Origin of the sequence: Falsiroseomonas selenitidurans (assembly GCF_012103215.1) — a bacterium.
GTDB classification, from domain to species: Bacteria; Pseudomonadota; Alphaproteobacteria; order Acetobacterales; family Acetobacteraceae; genus Falsiroseomonas; species Falsiroseomonas selenitidurans.
In genome coordinates, this window is record NZ_JAAVNE010000006.1 from 106,688 (window position 1) to 121,308 (window position 14,621).

General features: G+C 68.8%; 16 protein-coding genes. 4 read left to right on the forward strand and 12 right to left on the reverse strand.

What is annotated here, in order from left to right:
- The first annotated feature begins 82 nt into the window (after positions 1–82).
- Positions 83–736, forward strand: a complete 654-nt coding sequence (locus HEQ75_RS05860) for an acyltransferase (RefSeq protein WP_168028112.1) — start codon at positions 83–85, stop codon at positions 734–736.
- 96 nt (positions 737–832) lie between these two features.
- Here HEQ75_RS05860 and HEQ75_RS05865 read toward each other — a convergent pair whose 3' ends face one another.
- The gene (locus tag HEQ75_RS05865) at positions 833–1,900 is read right to left on the reverse strand and encodes a threonine aldolase family protein (protein WP_168028115.1); all 1,068 of its coding nucleotides are present in this window, start codon (positions 1,898–1,900) and stop codon (positions 833–835) included.
- Between the two features lie 54 nt (positions 1,901–1,954).
- Positions 1,955–2,596, reverse strand: a complete 642-nt coding sequence (locus HEQ75_RS05870) for a glutathione S-transferase family protein (RefSeq protein ID WP_168028117.1) — start codon at positions 2,594–2,596, stop codon at positions 1,955–1,957.
- A gap of 107 nt (positions 2,597–2,703) precedes the next feature.
- Between HEQ75_RS05870 and HEQ75_RS05875 the strand changes: the two genes are divergently transcribed.
- Complete coding sequence (locus tag HEQ75_RS05875) at positions 2,704–3,351, forward strand: hypothetical protein (protein ID WP_168028119.1); 648 nt, start codon at positions 2,704–2,706, stop codon at positions 3,349–3,351.
- 167 nt (positions 3,352–3,518) lie between these two features.
- Here HEQ75_RS05875 and HEQ75_RS05880 read toward each other — a convergent pair whose 3' ends face one another.
- From HEQ75_RS05880 to pdhA, 8 genes are all read right to left on the reverse strand, one after another.
- Positions 3,519–3,989 carry a type II toxin-antitoxin system RatA family toxin gene (locus tag HEQ75_RS05880; RefSeq protein ID WP_168028120.1) on the reverse strand — a complete coding sequence of 157 codons (471 nt, stop codon included), beginning with the start codon at positions 3,987–3,989 and terminating at the stop codon, positions 3,519–3,521.
- Positions 3,989–4,954 (reverse strand): lipoyl synthase, encoded by a 966-nt coding sequence (gene lipA, locus HEQ75_RS05885; RefSeq protein WP_168028122.1) that lies wholly within the window; start codon positions 4,952–4,954, stop codon positions 3,989–3,991. The genes HEQ75_RS05880 and lipA overlap by 1 nt, the downstream gene beginning before the upstream one ends.
- 40 nt (positions 4,955–4,994) lie before the next feature.
- Positions 4,995–5,834: a class I SAM-dependent methyltransferase gene (locus HEQ75_RS05890; protein ID WP_168028123.1), complete on the reverse strand. Its 840-nt coding sequence runs from the start codon at positions 5,832–5,834 to the stop codon at positions 4,995–4,997.
- Positions 5,812–7,206 (reverse strand): dihydrolipoyl dehydrogenase, encoded by a 1,395-nt coding sequence (gene lpdA / locus HEQ75_RS05895; RefSeq protein WP_168028125.1) that lies wholly within the window; start codon positions 7,204–7,206, stop codon positions 5,812–5,814. The genes HEQ75_RS05890 and lpdA overlap by 23 nt, the downstream gene beginning before the upstream one ends.
- Positions 7,207–7,217: 11 nt before the next feature.
- Entirely contained in the window at positions 7,218–7,700 is a 483-nt protein-coding gene (locus tag HEQ75_RS05900; RefSeq protein ID WP_168028127.1) for a GNAT family N-acetyltransferase, read from the reverse strand.
- 127 nt (positions 7,701–7,827) lie between these two features.
- Entirely contained in the window at positions 7,828–9,123 is a 1,296-nt protein-coding gene (locus HEQ75_RS05905) for a pyruvate dehydrogenase complex dihydrolipoamide acetyltransferase (protein WP_168028129.1), read from the reverse strand.
- A 13-nt stretch (positions 9,124–9,136) separates the two neighbouring features.
- Positions 9,137–10,492: a pyruvate dehydrogenase complex E1 component subunit beta gene (locus tag HEQ75_RS05910; RefSeq protein WP_168028131.1), complete on the reverse strand. Its 1,356-nt coding sequence runs from the start codon at positions 10,490–10,492 to the stop codon at positions 9,137–9,139.
- A 1-nt stretch (position 10,493) separates the two neighbouring features.
- A complete protein-coding gene (gene pdhA, locus HEQ75_RS05915; RefSeq protein ID WP_168028133.1) occupies positions 10,494–11,525 on the reverse strand; it encodes a pyruvate dehydrogenase (acetyl-transferring) E1 component subunit alpha in 1,032 nt (343 codons plus the stop codon).
- A 316-nt stretch (positions 11,526–11,841) separates the two neighbouring features.
- On the opposite strand from pdhA, the gene HEQ75_RS05920 reads away from it, so the two are divergent.
- Positions 11,842–12,273: a class I SAM-dependent methyltransferase gene (locus tag HEQ75_RS05920; RefSeq protein WP_168028135.1), complete on the forward strand. Its 432-nt coding sequence runs from the start codon at positions 11,842–11,844 to the stop codon at positions 12,271–12,273.
- Entirely contained in the window at positions 12,236–12,760 is a 525-nt protein-coding gene (locus HEQ75_RS05925; RefSeq protein WP_168028136.1) for a hypothetical protein, read from the forward strand. Before HEQ75_RS05920 ends, HEQ75_RS05925 begins: the two co-directional genes overlap by 38 nt.
- Here the strand turns inward: HEQ75_RS05925 and HEQ75_RS05930 are convergent, their stop codons facing one another.
- Together HEQ75_RS05930 and eno are read right to left on the reverse strand one after the other, a co-directional pair.
- On the reverse strand, positions 12,761–13,123 hold the full coding sequence (locus HEQ75_RS05930) for an FtsB family cell division protein (protein WP_328733437.1): 363 nt from the start codon (positions 13,121–13,123) through the stop codon (positions 12,761–12,763). It lies immediately after the preceding gene.
- A gap of 156 nt (positions 13,124–13,279) precedes the next feature.
- On the reverse strand, positions 13,280–14,557 hold the full coding sequence (eno, locus tag HEQ75_RS05935) for a phosphopyruvate hydratase (RefSeq protein WP_168028138.1): 1,278 nt from the start codon (positions 14,555–14,557) through the stop codon (positions 13,280–13,282).
- Between the last annotated feature and the right edge of the window lie 64 nt (positions 14,558–14,621).

The following is a 14,621-nucleotide window of genomic DNA, read 5'->3' on the forward strand; positions in this document are numbered from 1 at the left end:
CCGGGATCCGGACCAGCCCGCCTGCCAAGCGCCCCCTTTCTACCCTTTGCAGGGATCACGCGGATGTGAAACGCTCCGCGCCATGCCCGCCCAGCCGCCTTCGACCACCCTGCACCGGCCAAGGCCGGGCTCCCTGCTGCCGTGGCGCCCGGCGTTCATGGCCTTCGGCGGCAATCAGGTCTCCGGCCCGACCCTCACCGCCTTCCGGCTGCGCGCCGCGACGCTGTTCGACCATGCCGCTACCGGCAACCGCGTCGAGGTCGGTCCCGGCTTCCGCAACCGCGGCCTTTCCATCAGGATGACCGGGCACGGCAACCTGCTGCGCATCGGCGCCGGTGTCACCTGGGGCGGCGTGATCTCGGTCTACGGCGATGGGTTGCTGGTGACGATCGGCGACCGCTGCGATGCCAAGCAGGTCACCATCGTGGCACGCCACGCCGGCGTGACCGTCGGCGCCGACAGCCTGTTCGCCACCGGGGTGGAGATCCGCTCCTCCGACATTCACGGAATCCGCGATCGGGCGAGCAGCGACCTCCTCAACCCACCGGCCCCCGTGCATCTCGGGCGGCATGTCTGGGTCGCCGGGCGGGTCTTCATCGGCAAGGGTGTGACGGTACCGGATGGCTGCGTCCTGGGCGCCGGCTCCGTCATCACCCGGCCCTTCGAGGAGCCCGATTGCGTCATCGCCGGCAATCCGGCGCGCATCATCCGGCGCGGCATCGTCTGGACCCGCTGAGCGCGAAGCCCGGCACCCGAGCCGGATCCCCGTGATGCCAGGCCGCGCCCGCCGAAGGCGGGCGCTTGAGGCGGTGAGGATCACCGGGCTATGGCATCAGGCCTTTGCCAGCGCGCCGCGGATGGCGCCCAGCGCCGCCTCGATCATCGGCGCCGCCACGTCCAGATGCGTGCAGGCGCGCAGCCGGCCGCCGAGCAGCGACACGGCGATTCCCTCCATCCGCAGCCGGCGCTGCAACGCCTCCGCCGCCACGCCGGTGCCCGCGATGGTGAAGAACACCAGATTGGTGTCGGGGTCCTGCACCTCCACCCCCTCCATCTGCGCCAAGCCGCGGGCCAGCGCCTTGGCGTTGGCGTGATCCTCCGCCAACCGGTCGATGTTGTGGTCCAGCGCATAGAGGCAGCCCGCCGCGCAGACACCCGCCTGGCGCATGGCGCCGCCGAGCCGCTGCTTCCAGCGCCAGGCCTCGTCGATGAAGTCACGCGTGCCGCACAGCACGGCGCCGAGCGGCGCGCCCAGGCCCTTGGTGAAGTCCAGCCAGACGCTGTCATAGCCGGCCACCATCTCGGCCGGGGCGATGCCGGCGGCGACGCAGGCATTCATCAGCCGCGCGCCGTCCATATGGGTGGACAGGCCCGCGCCATGGGCGATGGCCGCGATCTCCGCCAGCACCGCGCGGTCCCAGACGGCGCCGCCGCCGGTATTGGCCGTCTGCTCCACCTCCACCAGCCTTTGCGTCGGCGTGTGGCGGGACTTGCCGCGCAGCGCGCCGCGCAGCGAATCGGGGCTGTACATGCCGCGCGGGCCCTTCAGCGGCAGGATCTGCACGCTGCCGAGCGCCGCATGGGCGCCGCCCTCGCTGGTCAGGATATGCGCGGTTTCATGCGCGATGATCTCCTCCCCCGGGCGGCAATGCACCAGGGTGGCGGCGACGTTGCACATGGTGCCGGAGGGCATGAACACCGCCGCTTCCTTGCCCATCAGCGCCGCCATGCGGTCGCACAGCGCATGCACCGTGGGGTCGTCGCCATGCTGCTCGTCGCCGACCTCGGCCCGCATCATGGCGTCCAGCATCGCCGGCGTCGGCCTGGTCTGCGTGTCCGAATACAGGTTGATGCGGACGGGCGGCGCGCCCTCGGGCGGGCGTTCGGGGGCATGGACCATGGGGGCGGCTCCGGCTGGTGTTCCGGGGCACTCCGCTATGGGCGGGGGGCGACGTCAAGCCAGGTGGTGGCGCTGCCACAGCGGCGCGATGGCCGGGCGTGCGGCGACCGCGCGGGTCAGCGCCTCGATCCGCGGCAGGTTCGCCGGCGCCCATTCCCGCCCACCCGCCCAGCGGGAGAGCACGGCCAGGTAGAGATCCGCGACGCTGAACCGTGCGCCGAGCAGGAAGGGCGCGGCGGGATCGCCGGTCAGGCCGGCATGATCCTCCACCACCCGCAGCACCTCGCGCGCCATGGTCTGCGCCATGTCGCGCAGCGCCTGGTGCTGGTCCGGCGGCACGCCGAAGCGGGCGGGGTAATCCCAGCGGGTGATCTGCGGGTAGAACTCCCCGGCCAGCAGCGCCATCCAGCGGAGCGCCCGCGCCCGGCCCGTATCACCCGGCGGCGGCAGCAGGCCCGGGTGGATATCCGCCAGCGTCACCAGGATGGCCAGGCTTTCCGTCATCACCGTGCCATCCGGCAGGATCAGCGTCGGCAGGCGGCCCATCGGGTTGATGGCCCGGTAGTCCGCGCGCAGCTGGTGGTCACCCTCCAGCGGCACGTCCCGCACTTCCACCGCGGCGCCGATCTCGGCCAGCGCCATCTCGACCGGGGCGGAGCCGGAGCCGGCATCGCCGTAGAGGATATAGCCCGCCATCCTGCCCCCCCGATTGCCGTGGCACGCGAAACAGCATGCAACGCCGGCGCCATCCTGTCGCCGGGCCGACATGCTTTCCTGCGCCCGCAGCAACGGGACGTGATGCGATGAGCGGCCTGCAGGTCAGCATCGGCGACATCCTCGCCGATCAGCGGGAGGGTGCAGCGGCGCGCCTCGGCGCCACCGCGGCGGATATCCGCACCGCGCGCGACAGCGGCTTCGATCCGCAGGATGTGATGACCCTGCGCCAGGCCAGCGCCGCCCGCGCGGTGCTGCTGGTCTTCCGCTGCCCCAACCTCGCCGCCCGGTCCCTGCACGGGCTGTTGCCCGCCAAGACCGCGGTGACCACCGCGAAAAGCGGCAGTTCCGGCGCCGTGACCAGCACGAGCGGCCTGCTGATGGTCTCCGACTACGACATCATGAGCGCCTGGCGGCAGGAGGGCGCCGGCTTCCGCAAGATCCCGATCACCGCTGCCACCCCGGGTGCCAAATACGGTGCCTGGCTGCCGGAAGCCCGCGAGCTGGTGCAGGCGCTGAACCGCAGCCTGGTGACGAAGATCCAGCACGGCGCGCAGGATGACTGGCTGGATGCGGAGCGCAATCGCGGCGTGAAGCCGGAGGATCTGTTCCTCGCCTTCCGCCTCGGCGTGCCGGCGCTGCTGGAGGGGCCGGCGGCGCTGGAACGCTTCTACCGCCAGGATCGCCTGTTCTGGCCCTATCTGCCGAACGGCAGGCACAGCGGCGCCGCCAACTAGAGCCATTTCGCCGAAACCGAGGACGGCGAAACGGCTCTGGCTTATTGTTTCGGCGCATTTTCCGAGTCGCCTTGCGAAGCCGCAAGGCTTGAAAATGCTCCAGCTTATTGTCCCGGCGCATTTGCCGGGTCGCCTTGCGAAGCCGCAAGGCTTGAAAATGCCCTAGCTCAGGCCGAGGGTGCCGGGCTCGCGGCCGCCGGTGGCGGCGCGCGGCGGTACAGCGCCGCGGCGCGGCGTTCGAAGGACCGCACCATCAGCCGCACCGCCTCGTTGAAGACGGTGCCGATCACGGCCTGCAGCAGGCGCGACTTGAACTCGAAATCGACGAAGAAATCGACCTCGGTGCCATTCGCCACCGGCCGGAAACGCCAATGGTTGTTCAGGTAGCGGAATGGCCCCGTCAGGTAGCGGACATGCACATGATGCGGCCGCTCCAGCGTCACCTGGCTGCGGAAGGTCTCGCGGAACATCTTGAAGCCGATGGTCAGGTCGGCGATCAGCTCGCCCTCGGTGCGGGAGATGACGCGCGCGCCGACGCACCAGGGCAGGAATTCCGGGTAGCGGCGCACATCCGCCACCATGTCGAACAGCTGCTCATCCGTATAGGGCAGCACCCGCTTCTCGGCATGGGTGGGCATCAGGCGGCCTTCAGCTTCGCGTTCCGCGCATCCCGCAGCGCCGCGAAGTCGCGGTCGGCGTGGTAGGAGGAGCGCGTCAGCGGCGTGGCGGAGACGAGGAGAAAACCCTTGCCGCGCGCCGCCTGGCCGTAATCGGCGAACTCGTCCGGCGTGACGAAGCGATCCACCGCCGCGTGCTTCACCGATGGCTGCAGATACTGGCCGATGGTGAGGAAATCGACCTCCGCGCTGCGCAGATCGTCCATCACCTGCAGCACCTCGATCCGCTTCTCCCCCAGCCCGACCATGATGCCGGACTTGGTGAAGATGGAGGGATCGCGCTGCTTCACCCGGTCCAGCAGCCGCAGCGAATGGTAGTAGCGCGCGCCGGGGCGGATGGCGGGGTACAGCGCCGGGACGGTTTCCAGATTGTGGTTGAACACATCCGGCCGCGCCTCGATCACCACCTCCAGCGCGCCATCCTTCCGCAGGAAATCGGGCGTCAGGATCTCGATCGTGGTGCCGGGCGCCGCGGCGCGGATGGCGGCGATGGTCTCGGCAAAATGCCGCGCGCCGCCATCGGCCAGATCGTCCCGGTCCACGGAGGTGACGACGACATGGCGCAGGCCGAGCTTCGCCACCGCATCGGCCACCCGGCGCGGCTCGTCACTGTCCAGCGCCTTCGGCATGCCGGTGATGACGTTGCAGAAGCTGCACGCCCGGGTGCAGGTATCGCCCATGATCATCATGGTGGCGTGGCGCTGCGACCAGCATTCGCCGATATTCGGGCAGGCTGCCTCCTCGCACACCGTGACCAGCCCATTGGCGCGCATCAGCGCCTGGGTTTCCCGATACACCGGGCTGGTGGGCGCCTTCACCCGGATCCAGTCCGGCTTCCGCTGGATCGGGTTGTCGGGGCGCTTCGCCTTCTCGGGGTGCCGCTCGGCGCCCAGCCTGGCGTGGTTGATCTCGACGCGTGTGATCATGGCACGGATATAGCGATGCACAGCCAAGCCGACGAGGGCCTCATGGCTTCACCGCGCGCAGGCTGAGCGCCAGCGGCAGCCAGGGCCGGTCCGGCCAGGTCCACATTCCCTCCGCATCCTGCACGCTGCCGACGAATTGCTTCCAGGCCATGCGGGGGTGTTCATGCAGCCAGTCCAGCTGCAGCCCGGCGCCGCGCAGCGCGCCCAGGATCGCCGCCAGGCTGTGCGGGAACTCGATGGTCCGGCGGTTGGTCAGCGTTGCCTCGGTGTCCATGTAGTCGCTCGGATTGTCGAAGGCGATCGGGCCGGGCTCGAAATACGGGTAGCGCCAGCCGGGGAGGCCGGGGGCGGCCGGGCCCTCATCGTCGAAGACCCAGGCGATGGGGTGCATGTCGGCGAAGTAGAAGGCGCCGCCGGGACGCAGGGCGAAGGCAATGGCGGCTGCCCAGGCGTCCAGGTCCGGCAGCCAGCTGATGGTGCCCCAGCTGGTGAAGACCAGGTCGAAGGCGCCCTGCTCCTCCGGGATCGCGGCCGGCGTTTCCAGCACATCCGCCAGCACGAAGCGCATGGTGGTCAGGCCGCATTCGGCGGCGAGGCGGCGCGCGGCGTCGAGGGCCGGCGGGCTGAAATCCACCCCCACCACCCGCGCCGCGCCGCGCTGCGCCAGCGCGATGCTGTCATCGCCGAGATGGCATTGCAGGTGCAGGACGGCCAGACCGGCGACATCGCCGATCTCCGACGCGACGATCGCATCCAGCCGCCCCTGCCCCGCCCGTACGCGCGCCAGATCGTAGCCGCGCGGCCCGAGATGAACGCCGGTGCGCTCGTCCCAATTCGCCTGGTTCAGGCGGCGCCAGTCAGATGTGGATGACGCGGCCATAGGCGTCCAGCACCGATTCATGCATCGCCTCGGACACGGTGGGATGCGGGAAGACGGTGTGCATCAACTCGGCTTCGGTCGATTCCAGGGTGCGGGCGATGCCATAGCCCTGGATCATCTCCGTCACCTCAGGCCCGACCATGTGCGCGCCGAGCAATTCGCCGGTCTTCGCATCGAACACCGTCTTCACGAAACCCTCCGGCTCCCCCATGGCGATGGCCTTGCCGTTGCCGATGAAGGGAAAGCGGCCAACGCGGACCTCGTGGCCCAGTTCCTTGGCCTTCTTCTCCGTCAGGCCGACGCTGGCGACCTGCGGGCGGCAATAGGTGCAGCCGGGGATGTTCAGCACATCCATCGGGTGCGGGTGCTTGCCCGCGATGGCCTCGACGCAGATCACCGCCTCATGCGAGGCCTTGTGGGCCAGCCAGGGGGCACCGGTGAGGTCGCCGATGGCATAGACACCCGGCTCCCCGGTATTGCCGAAGGCATCGGTGACGATGTGGGTGCGGTCGACCTTCACCTTCGTGCCTTCCAGCCCGAGGTCCTCCACATTGCCGACGATGCCGACGGCGGAAATCAGGCGGTCCGCGGTGATCTCCTGAACCTTACCACCCGCTTCCACGATGGCGGTGATGCTGTCCGCGCCCTTGCGGACACCCTGCACCCGCGCCCCGGTGATGATCTGCATCTTCTGCTTGGTGAAGGATTTGTGGACGAAGGCGGAGATTTCCTCGTCCTCCACCGGCAGGATGCGGTCCATCACCTCGATCAAAGTGACCTCGGCGCCCATGTTCAAATAGAAGCTGGCGAATTCGGAGCCGATGGCGCCGGAGCCCATGACGATGAGCTTCTTCGGCAGCGCGGTGGGCGTCATCGCCTCCCGGTAGGACCAGATCAGCTTGCCGTCCGGCTCCATCCCCGGCAGGACGCGGGCGCGCGCGCCGGTGGCCAGCAGGATGTGCTTCGCCGCGATCTCCGCCACCGGCTTGCCGTCCTTGGTGACGGACAGCTTGCCGGGACCGGCCAGCTTGCCGTGGCCGTCGAACACCGTGACCTTGTTCTTCTTCATCAGGTGCTTCACGCCACCCGATAGCTGGCCCGCCACGGCGCGTGACCGCTTCACCACCTTCGCAAAATCGAAGCGGATATTGTCCGCCGCGAAGCCGTAGCTATCCAGGCTGTGCAGCAGGTGGTTGATCTCGCTGGCCCGGAGAAGTGCCTTGGTCGGGATGCAGCCCCAGTTGAGGCAGATGCCGCCCAGATTCTCGCGCTCCACCAGCGCCACCTTCATGCCGAGCTGGCTGGCGCGGATGGCACCCACATAGCCACCCGGGCCGCCGCCGACGACGACGATATCGAAGGTCTCGGCCATTTCGGCTCTCCTCAATCCTGGGCCAGGGCGCGCAAAGCGTCGCCCGAAAGGCGACGGACGCGCCATTCATCCCGGCTCTGCGAGCCGATGCGGTCGTAGAAGCGGATGGCCGGCGCGTTCCAGTCCAGCACCTGCCATTCCATCCGCGTGCAGTTTTCCGCCACCGCGCGCTGCGCAAGGTGCCGGAAGAAGGCCATGCCGACGCCCAGGCCGCGATTGGCCGGCTCGACGTAGATGTCCTCGAGATAGATGCCGGGGCGGCCGGTGAAGGTCGAGAAATTGTAGAACCAGATCGCCTGGCCGATCGCCCGACCCTGCCGTTCCGCCAGGGTGCAGAAGACGCGGGGCGTGGGGCCGAACAGGGCCTCGCGGAAATCGGCCTCGGTGCCGACCGCCTCATGCAGCAGCTTTTCGTAATCGGCCAGGTCGCGGACCAGCCGGAGGATTTCCGGCAGATCCGCCTCGGTCGCCTCGCGCAGGGTGAAGTCGGTCATGTCGCGCCCCCAACCTGACCAGCCTTCCGCGTCGCGGCAGTGCCGCTCCCCCCCGCCAGCGGGGAACGGGCTTCTGCTGGCTCCCCTGCATTTGCGGGGGAGGGTCGGGGTGGGGGCATGCGCGCCATCACAGCATCAGGCTCAGCGGCTCCTCGACGATCTTCTTGAAGGTCGCGATCCACTCCGCCGCCAGCGCCCCATCCACCACGCGGTGGTCGACCGAGAGCGTGCAGGTCATCACCGTGGCGATGGCGAGCGCGCCATCCTTCACCACCGGCCGCTGTTCCCCGGCGGAGACCGCCAGGATGCCGGCCTGCGGCGGGTTGATGATGGCGGCGAAGTCGCGCACGCCATACATGCCCATGTTGGAGATGCTGAAGCCGCCACCCTGGAACTCCTCCGGCTTCAACTTGCCCGACTTGGCCCGCGTGGCCAGGTCCTTCATCTGGTTGCTGATGGAGGCGAGCCCCGTCTGGTCCGCCTTGCGGATGATCGGCGTGATCAGCCCGTCCGGGATGCTGACCGCGACGGAAATGTCGACGTCGTGGTACTGGAGGATCGCCTCCTCGGTCCAGGTCGCGTTCACCTGCGGCAGCCGCCGCAGCGCCACCGCCGCCGCCTTGATCACCAGGTCATTCACGGAAAGCTTGAAGGCGCCCGGCCCATCCTTCGGCGAGGTTGCATTCAGCTGCGAGCGCAGCTTCAGCAGCGCGTCGATCTCGATATCCATGGTGACGTAGAAATGCGGAATCGTCTGCTTCGATTCCGTCAGGCGGCGCGCGATCACCTTGCGGATGCTGCTGTTCGGCACGGCGGTATGCGGCGCCGTGATGACGGGGGCCGGCGCCTTGGGCGCCGGCGCGGCGGCGGGTGCGGGCGCCGCGGCCGGCGCCGGTTCGGCCTTGGCCGGCGCGGGCCTGGCGGCCTGCGGCTTGGCCAGCGCGGCCTCCACATCCGTCTTCACGATGCGGCCATTCGGCCCGCTGCCGCTGAGGGCAGCGAGATCCAGCCCGGCCTGCGCCGCCATGCGGCGGGCGAGCGGGGAGGCGATGGTGCGGTCGCCGGCGCCGGTGGCCTTCGGGGCCTCCGCCTTCGGTGCCGCGGCCGGCTCCGTCTTCGGCGTCTCCGGCGCGGGGGCCGGCTTCGGGGCTTCGGCCTTCGGCGCCGCATCGGCCGATTCGCCCGGCTCCACCAGCACGGCGATCGGGTCGTTGACCTTCACGCCGGCGGTGCCGCCCGGCACCAGGATCTTGCCCAGCACGCCCTCATCCACGGCTTCCACTTCCATGGTCGCCTTGTCGGTCTCGATCTCGGCGATGATGTCGCCGGCCTTCACCGTGTCGCCTTCGGCCTTCAGCCAGCGGGCCAGCGTGCCTTCCGTCATGGTGGGCGACAGCGCCGGCATCAGGATGTTCGTGGCCATGTGCTGTCCCCCCTTACTTGTAGGTCACGCGCTTGGCGGCCTCGATCACCTGTTCCAGCCGCGGCAGGGCCAGCTTCTCCAGGTTCGCGGCATAGGGCATGGGAATATCCAGCCCATGCACGCGCACCGGCGGCGCATCCAGGTCGTCGAAGCAGTTCTCCAGGATCTGCATGGCAACCTCCGCCCCGATGCCGGCATAGGGCCAGCCTTCCTCGAGCGTGACCAGCCGGTTCGTCTTCTTCACGGACCGCACGATGGTCTCGATGTCCAGCGGCCGCAGGCTGCGCAGGTTGATGACCTCCGCGCTGATGCCCTGGGCGGCCAGCTCATCCGCCGCCTGCATCGCCATGCCGACCATGATGGAGAAGGCCACCAGGGTCACATCGGTGCCCTCGCGCTCCACCTTCGCCTTGCCGATCGGCAGGATGAAATCCTCATCCACCGGGCAGTCGAAGGTCTGGCCGTAGAGGATCTCGTTCTCCAGGAAGATGATCGGGTTCGGGTCGCGGATGGCCGCCCGCAGCAGGCCCTTGGCATCCGCCGCCGACCACGGCGCCAGCACCTTCAGCCCCGGCAGATGCGCGTACCAGGAGGCGTAGCACTGGCTGTGCTGCGCGGCGACGCGGCTGGCCGCGCCGTTCGGGCCGCGGAAGACGATGGGGCAGCCGAGCTGGCCGCCCGACATGTACAGCGTCTTCGCCGCCGAGTTGACGATCTGGTCGATCGCCTGCATCGAGAAGTTGAACGTCATGAACTCGACGATGGGCCTCAGCCCCGTCATCGCCGCGCCCACCGCCATGCCGGTGAAGCCGTGTTCCGTGATCGGCATGTCGATCACGCGCTTCGGCCCGAACTCGTCCAGCAGGCCCTGGCTGATCTTGTAGGCACCCTGGTACTGGCCGACTTCCTCGCCGATCAGGAACACGTCCTTGTCGGCGCGCATCTCCGCCGCCATGGCGTCGCGCAGGGCCTCCCGCACCGTCATCGGCCTGGTCGCGCCCCAATCCTTCTCGGGCGCGGCCGCGGCCTGGGCCGGCACCGGCGTGGCGGCGGGCTTGGCGGTTTCCATCTTCTCCACCGGCGCCTTGTCCAGCACCGCCTCGGGCTTCGGTGCCTTCGGCGCTTCCGCCGCGCCACCATCCAGCTCGGCGATCGGGGTGTTCACGGCGACGCCCTCCGTGCCCTCGGGCACCAGGATCTTCGTCAGCGTGCCCTCGTCGACCGCTTCCACCTCCATGGTCGCCTTGTCGGTCTCGATCTCGGCGATCACGTCGCCGGCCTTCACGGTCTCGCCCTCCGCCTTGAGCCAGCGGGCCAGCTTGCCCTCCGTCATGGTGGGGCTGAGGGCGGGCATCAGGATCTGCGTCATCTCAGCGGGACTCCACCAGGACGTCCGTCCACAATTCGCTCTCATCGGGCTCCGGCGAGGTCTGCGCGAACTCGGCGCTGTCCTGCACGATGGCCTTCACCTCGTCGTCGATCACCTTCAGCTCCGCCTCGCTCACCCCGTGGCTGTCCAGCAGCAGCTTGCGCGCGGTCTCGATGCAATCGTTCTGCTCTCGCATCTTCTGCACCTCCTCCCGCGTCCGGTACTTGGCCGGGTCCGACATGGAGTGGCCGCGGTAGCGGTAGGTCTTCATCTCCAGCAGGTAGGGGCCATTGCCGGCCCGGCAGTGGGCGACGGCCCGTTCCCCGGCCTCCTTCACCGCGATCACGTCCATGCCGTTCACCTGCTCGCCCGGGATGCCCCAGGGGGAGCCGTTCTTCGACAGGTCGCGGGAGGCGCTGGCGCGCTCCACGCTGGTGCCCATGCCGTATTTGTTGTTCTCGATGATGAAGACGCAGGGCAGCTTGAACAGGGCGGCCAGGTTCAGGCTTTCGAACACCTGGCCCTGGTTCGAGGCACCCTCGCCGAAATAGGTCAGCGCCACGGCGCCGTCCTGGCGGTACCAGTTGGCGAAGGCCAGGCCGGCGCCGAGCGACACCTGCGCGCCGACGATGCCATGGCCGCCATAGAAGCCCTTCTCGCGCGAGAACATGTGCATGCTCCCGCCCTTGCCCTTGGAATAGCCACCGATGCGGCCGGTGAGCTCGGCCATCACGCCGCGCGCCTCCATGCCGGTGGCCAGCATGTGGCCATGGTCGCGATAGGAGGTGATGACCTGGTCGCCCGGCTGCAGGCACAGCTGCATGCCGACGACGACGGCCTCCTGGCCGATATACAGGTGGCAGAAGCCGCCGATCAGGCCCATGCCATACAACTGGCCGGCCTTTTCCTCGAAGCGGCGGATCAGCAGCATGTCGCGATAGGCGCGGGTCAGCTGGTCCTTGCTGATGGCGGGCTGGCTGGGCCCCTTGGAGGCCCCCTTGCCGCGGGCTGCGCGAGCGGCGGTTTCGGCCATGCGGTGTCCTCCTCAGGGCTTCCCTGGACAGGCATCTACGCGTGCCCCGGTCGCCTTGCAAGGATGTCCTGTTTCGGGAAAGCGTTGATTGTGCAACGCAATAACGGGATTAACCACAACGCGGTTAACCCGACTTCAGGGGCTCCGCGCTCCGGGTTGCGAGATTGCCGAAGGCGCGACGTGCACGAGCCGATCGTGCCCCAGGCGGCCCCCTTGCAGCAATTTTCGGCGCCGGGGCCGGCGCCTGCGCGGCGGCCCGCGGGGGGGCGAAAAATCCGCGCGCTATCCGAGCATTCTGGCTGTGTTATGGTTGGGCATGAGGCGCGCCCAGACCAATCTCAGCACCAGCTTCCTTCGCGAAATCCTCCTGCTGCGGGTCGCCCGGCAGGTCCTGGCGCCGCAGGCCACCCCGCTGCGCATCCTGTCCTTCGGCTGCTCGATCGGTGAAGAATTGGTGACGCTGCGGGTGCTGTTCCCGGAGGCCGAGATCTTCGGCTGCGATATCGACCCCCTGGCGCTGAAGGTGGCGCAGGCGCGGGTGGGGCATCTCGCCAACGTCTTCAAGTCGGACGAGGCGGCGATCGCGGCGCGCGGCCCTTTCGACCTGATCTGCGCCTTCTCCTCCCTCTGCATCAATCCGATGCCGCCGGCCGCCGTGATGCAGCGGCAATTGCCGTTCTCGCTGTTCGACGACCTGGTCGCCACGCTGGATGAACCTGCGGACCGGCGGGCTGCTCTGCCTGCGTAACACCTCCTACACCTTCGCCGACCTGGCGCTTTCGCACCGCTATGGCCGAATCCGGACCGACCTGGTCTTCGAAAATGGCTTCGTGCCGCAGTTGCGCCCGGACGGAGCACCCGCCTGTCGGGTCGTGCCCCGGCAGTTCACCAACCTGCTGCAACGCGGCGTGCTGGACGGCCTGGAGGATTGGGACCTGATCGACACGGTCTTCCGCAAGATGCCGGCGCCGGCGCTGGCGCCGGAGGTCACCTTTCACAGCATGGTGCCGTCGCTTCCCGATCCCGGCGAACCACTGGCCAGCTGGAGCTACAGCACGCTCGATGGCTGGGACGGCCCGCCCGAGGAGGTGCTGGAGATCCAGCGCCATTATCGCCTGCAGCGTGACCCGAAGAATCCCGACCAGAGCGAGGTGGTGGGGACGTTGCGGCGCCAGAGCTTCCGCGGCCAGGGCTGGCTGACCTTCATGCTGGAGCCGCGAAGCATCCCCGCCTGATCAGAACAGGCGACGTTCCCGCGCGTAGGGAACCACGATCTCGTCCTTGTCGACCAGGTTGAGCAGCTGCCGCGCCCGCTCATCCAGCTGGTCGCGGTCCAGCCGGTCGCCGCGCAGGCCCTGCACGCGGCGTTCCACAGCCTCCAGCTCCGTCTGCACCCGGGCCAGCTCCTGCCGCGCCTCGGCGATCTGCGCCTGGCGCTGGTCGCGCGCGATCAGCCCGCGCTCGCCATGCACGGCATGCCACACGAAATAGCCGCTGGTCGCCAGGAACAGCGCGGGCAGCGCTGCCGCGCGCACACGGCGCATCACCCAGGCGCCGATACCCCCCCGACGCCCCGCTGGCAGATAGATGTCAGACACGTATGCGAGCCCCCCCGCCAACGGCCCCATATGAAGGGCGCCGCGCCGCGCCTGTCCAGCGGAATCACGCGGCGTCAACGCCTTACGACGCTTTCCCGCCCTGGTGTCTCCGCGCCGCCACCCTGGCCCCCGCGCGGCTGGCGCGGCGGCCAGGCTTCAGCGGCGCAGCACGCCGCGCCCGGCATAGCGCGCGGCGGCGCCCAGATCCTGCTCGATCCGGATCAGCTGGTTGTACTTGGACATGCGGTCGGATCGGGACAGGGAGCCGGTCTTGATCTGCCCGCAATTCGTCGCCACCGCCAGGTCGGCGATGGTGTTGTCCTCGGTCTCGCCGGAGCGGTGGCTCATCACTGCCTTGAAGCCGGCGCGATGCGCCATCTCCACCGCCTCCAGCGTCTCCGTCAGCGTGCCGATCTGGTTCACCTTCACCAGGATGGCGTTGCCGGTGCCGGTCTCGATGCCGCGCCGCAGCCTTTCAGTGTTGGTCACGAACAGGTCGTCGCCCACCAGGTTCACCGTGGCGCCCAGGCGCTCGGTCAGCAGCTTCCAGCCGTCCCAGTCATCCTCCGCCATGCCATCCTCGATGGAGACGATGGGGAATTTGCGCACCAGGCCTTCCAGGTAGTCCACCATCGCGCCGGATTCGAAGGTCTTGCCCTCCCCTTCCATCACGTAGCGGCCATCCTTGTAGAATTCGGTTGCCGCGGCATCGAGGGCGAACAGGATGTCCTCGCCCACCCGGTGGCCGGCGGCCTCGCAGGCCTGGGCGATGAAGCCCAGCGCTTCCTCGGCGCTGCCGATATTCGGCGCGAAGCCGCCCTCGTCGCCGACATTGGTGTTGTGGCCCGCCGCCTGCAGCTTCTTCTTCAGCTGCATGAACACCTCGGAGCCGATGCGCACTGCGTCGGCGACGCTGCCGGCGGCGACCGGCATGATCATGAATTCCTGGATGTCGATCGGGTTGTCGGCGTGCTGGCCGCCATTGATGATGTTCATCATCGGCACCGGAAGGGTGCGGGCGAAGACGCCGCCGACATAGCGGTACAGCGGCATGTCGAGTTCGCTGGCCGCGGCGCGCGCGGTGGCCAGGCTCACCGCCAGGATCGCATTGGCCCCGAGGCGCGACTTGTTGGGCGTGCCGTCCAGCTCGATCATGGTCTCGTCGATTTTCACCTGATCGGCGGCGTCCATGCCGCCGATGGCGTCGAAGATCTCGCCTTCCACATGGCCGCAGGCCTGGCGCACGCCCTTGCCGCCGTAGCGCGCCGCATCGCCATCGCGCAGTTCCACCGCCTCATGCGCGCCGGTCGAGGCGCCGGAGGGGACGATGGCGCGGCCGATGGCCCCGGAATCCAGCATCACCTCCGCCTCGACCGTCGGGTTGCCGCGGGAATCGAGAACCTCGCGGGCGATGATGTCGGCAATGGCGGCCATGATCTGGGCTCCGGGCGTGGGGGCTGCGCCGCGCTTAACGAGCATTCGGCGCCACGGCAAGCCG

Coding starts and splice junctions, on each gene's coding strand:
- HEQ75_RS05860 (WP_168028112.1), top strand. CDS start 83: ATGCCCGCCCAGCCGCCTTCGACCACCCTGCACCGGCCAAGGCCGGGC.
- HEQ75_RS05865 (WP_168028115.1), bottom strand. CDS start 1,900: ATGGTCCATGCCCCCGAACGCCCGCCCGAGGGCGCGCCGCCCGTCCGC.
- HEQ75_RS05870 (WP_168028117.1), bottom strand. CDS start 2,596: ATGGCGGGCTATATCCTCTACGGCGATGCCGGCTCCGGCTCCGCCCCG.
- HEQ75_RS05875 (WP_168028119.1), top strand. CDS start 2,704: ATGAGCGGCCTGCAGGTCAGCATCGGCGACATCCTCGCCGATCAGCGG.
- HEQ75_RS05880 (WP_168028120.1), bottom strand. CDS start 3,989: ATGCCCACCCATGCCGAGAAGCGGGTGCTGCCCTATACGGATGAGCAG.
- lipA (WP_168028122.1), bottom strand. CDS start 4,954: ATGATCACACGCGTCGAGATCAACCACGCCAGGCTGGGCGCCGAGCGG.
- HEQ75_RS05890 (WP_168028123.1), bottom strand. CDS start 5,834: ATGGCCGCGTCATCCACATCTGACTGGCGCCGCCTGAACCAGGCGAAT.
- lpdA (WP_168028125.1), bottom strand. CDS start 7,206: ATGGCCGAGACCTTCGATATCGTCGTCGTCGGCGGCGGCCCGGGTGGC.
- HEQ75_RS05900 (WP_168028127.1), bottom strand. CDS start 7,700: ATGACCGACTTCACCCTGCGCGAGGCGACCGAGGCGGATCTGCCGGAA.
- HEQ75_RS05905 (WP_168028129.1), bottom strand. CDS start 9,123: ATGGCCACGAACATCCTGATGCCGGCGCTGTCGCCCACCATGACGGAA.
- HEQ75_RS05910 (WP_168028131.1), bottom strand. CDS start 10,492: ATGACGCAGATCCTGATGCCCGCCCTCAGCCCCACCATGACGGAGGGC.
- pdhA (WP_168028133.1), bottom strand. CDS start 11,525: ATGGCCGAAACCGCCGCTCGCGCAGCCCGCGGCAAGGGGGCCTCCAAG.
- HEQ75_RS05920 (WP_168028135.1), top strand. CDS start 11,842: ATGAGGCGCGCCCAGACCAATCTCAGCACCAGCTTCCTTCGCGAAATC.
- HEQ75_RS05925 (WP_168028136.1), top strand. CDS start 12,236: ATGAACCTGCGGACCGGCGGGCTGCTCTGCCTGCGTAACACCTCCTAC.
- eno (WP_168028138.1), bottom strand. CDS start 14,557: ATGGCCGCCATTGCCGACATCATCGCCCGCGAGGTTCTCGATTCCCGC.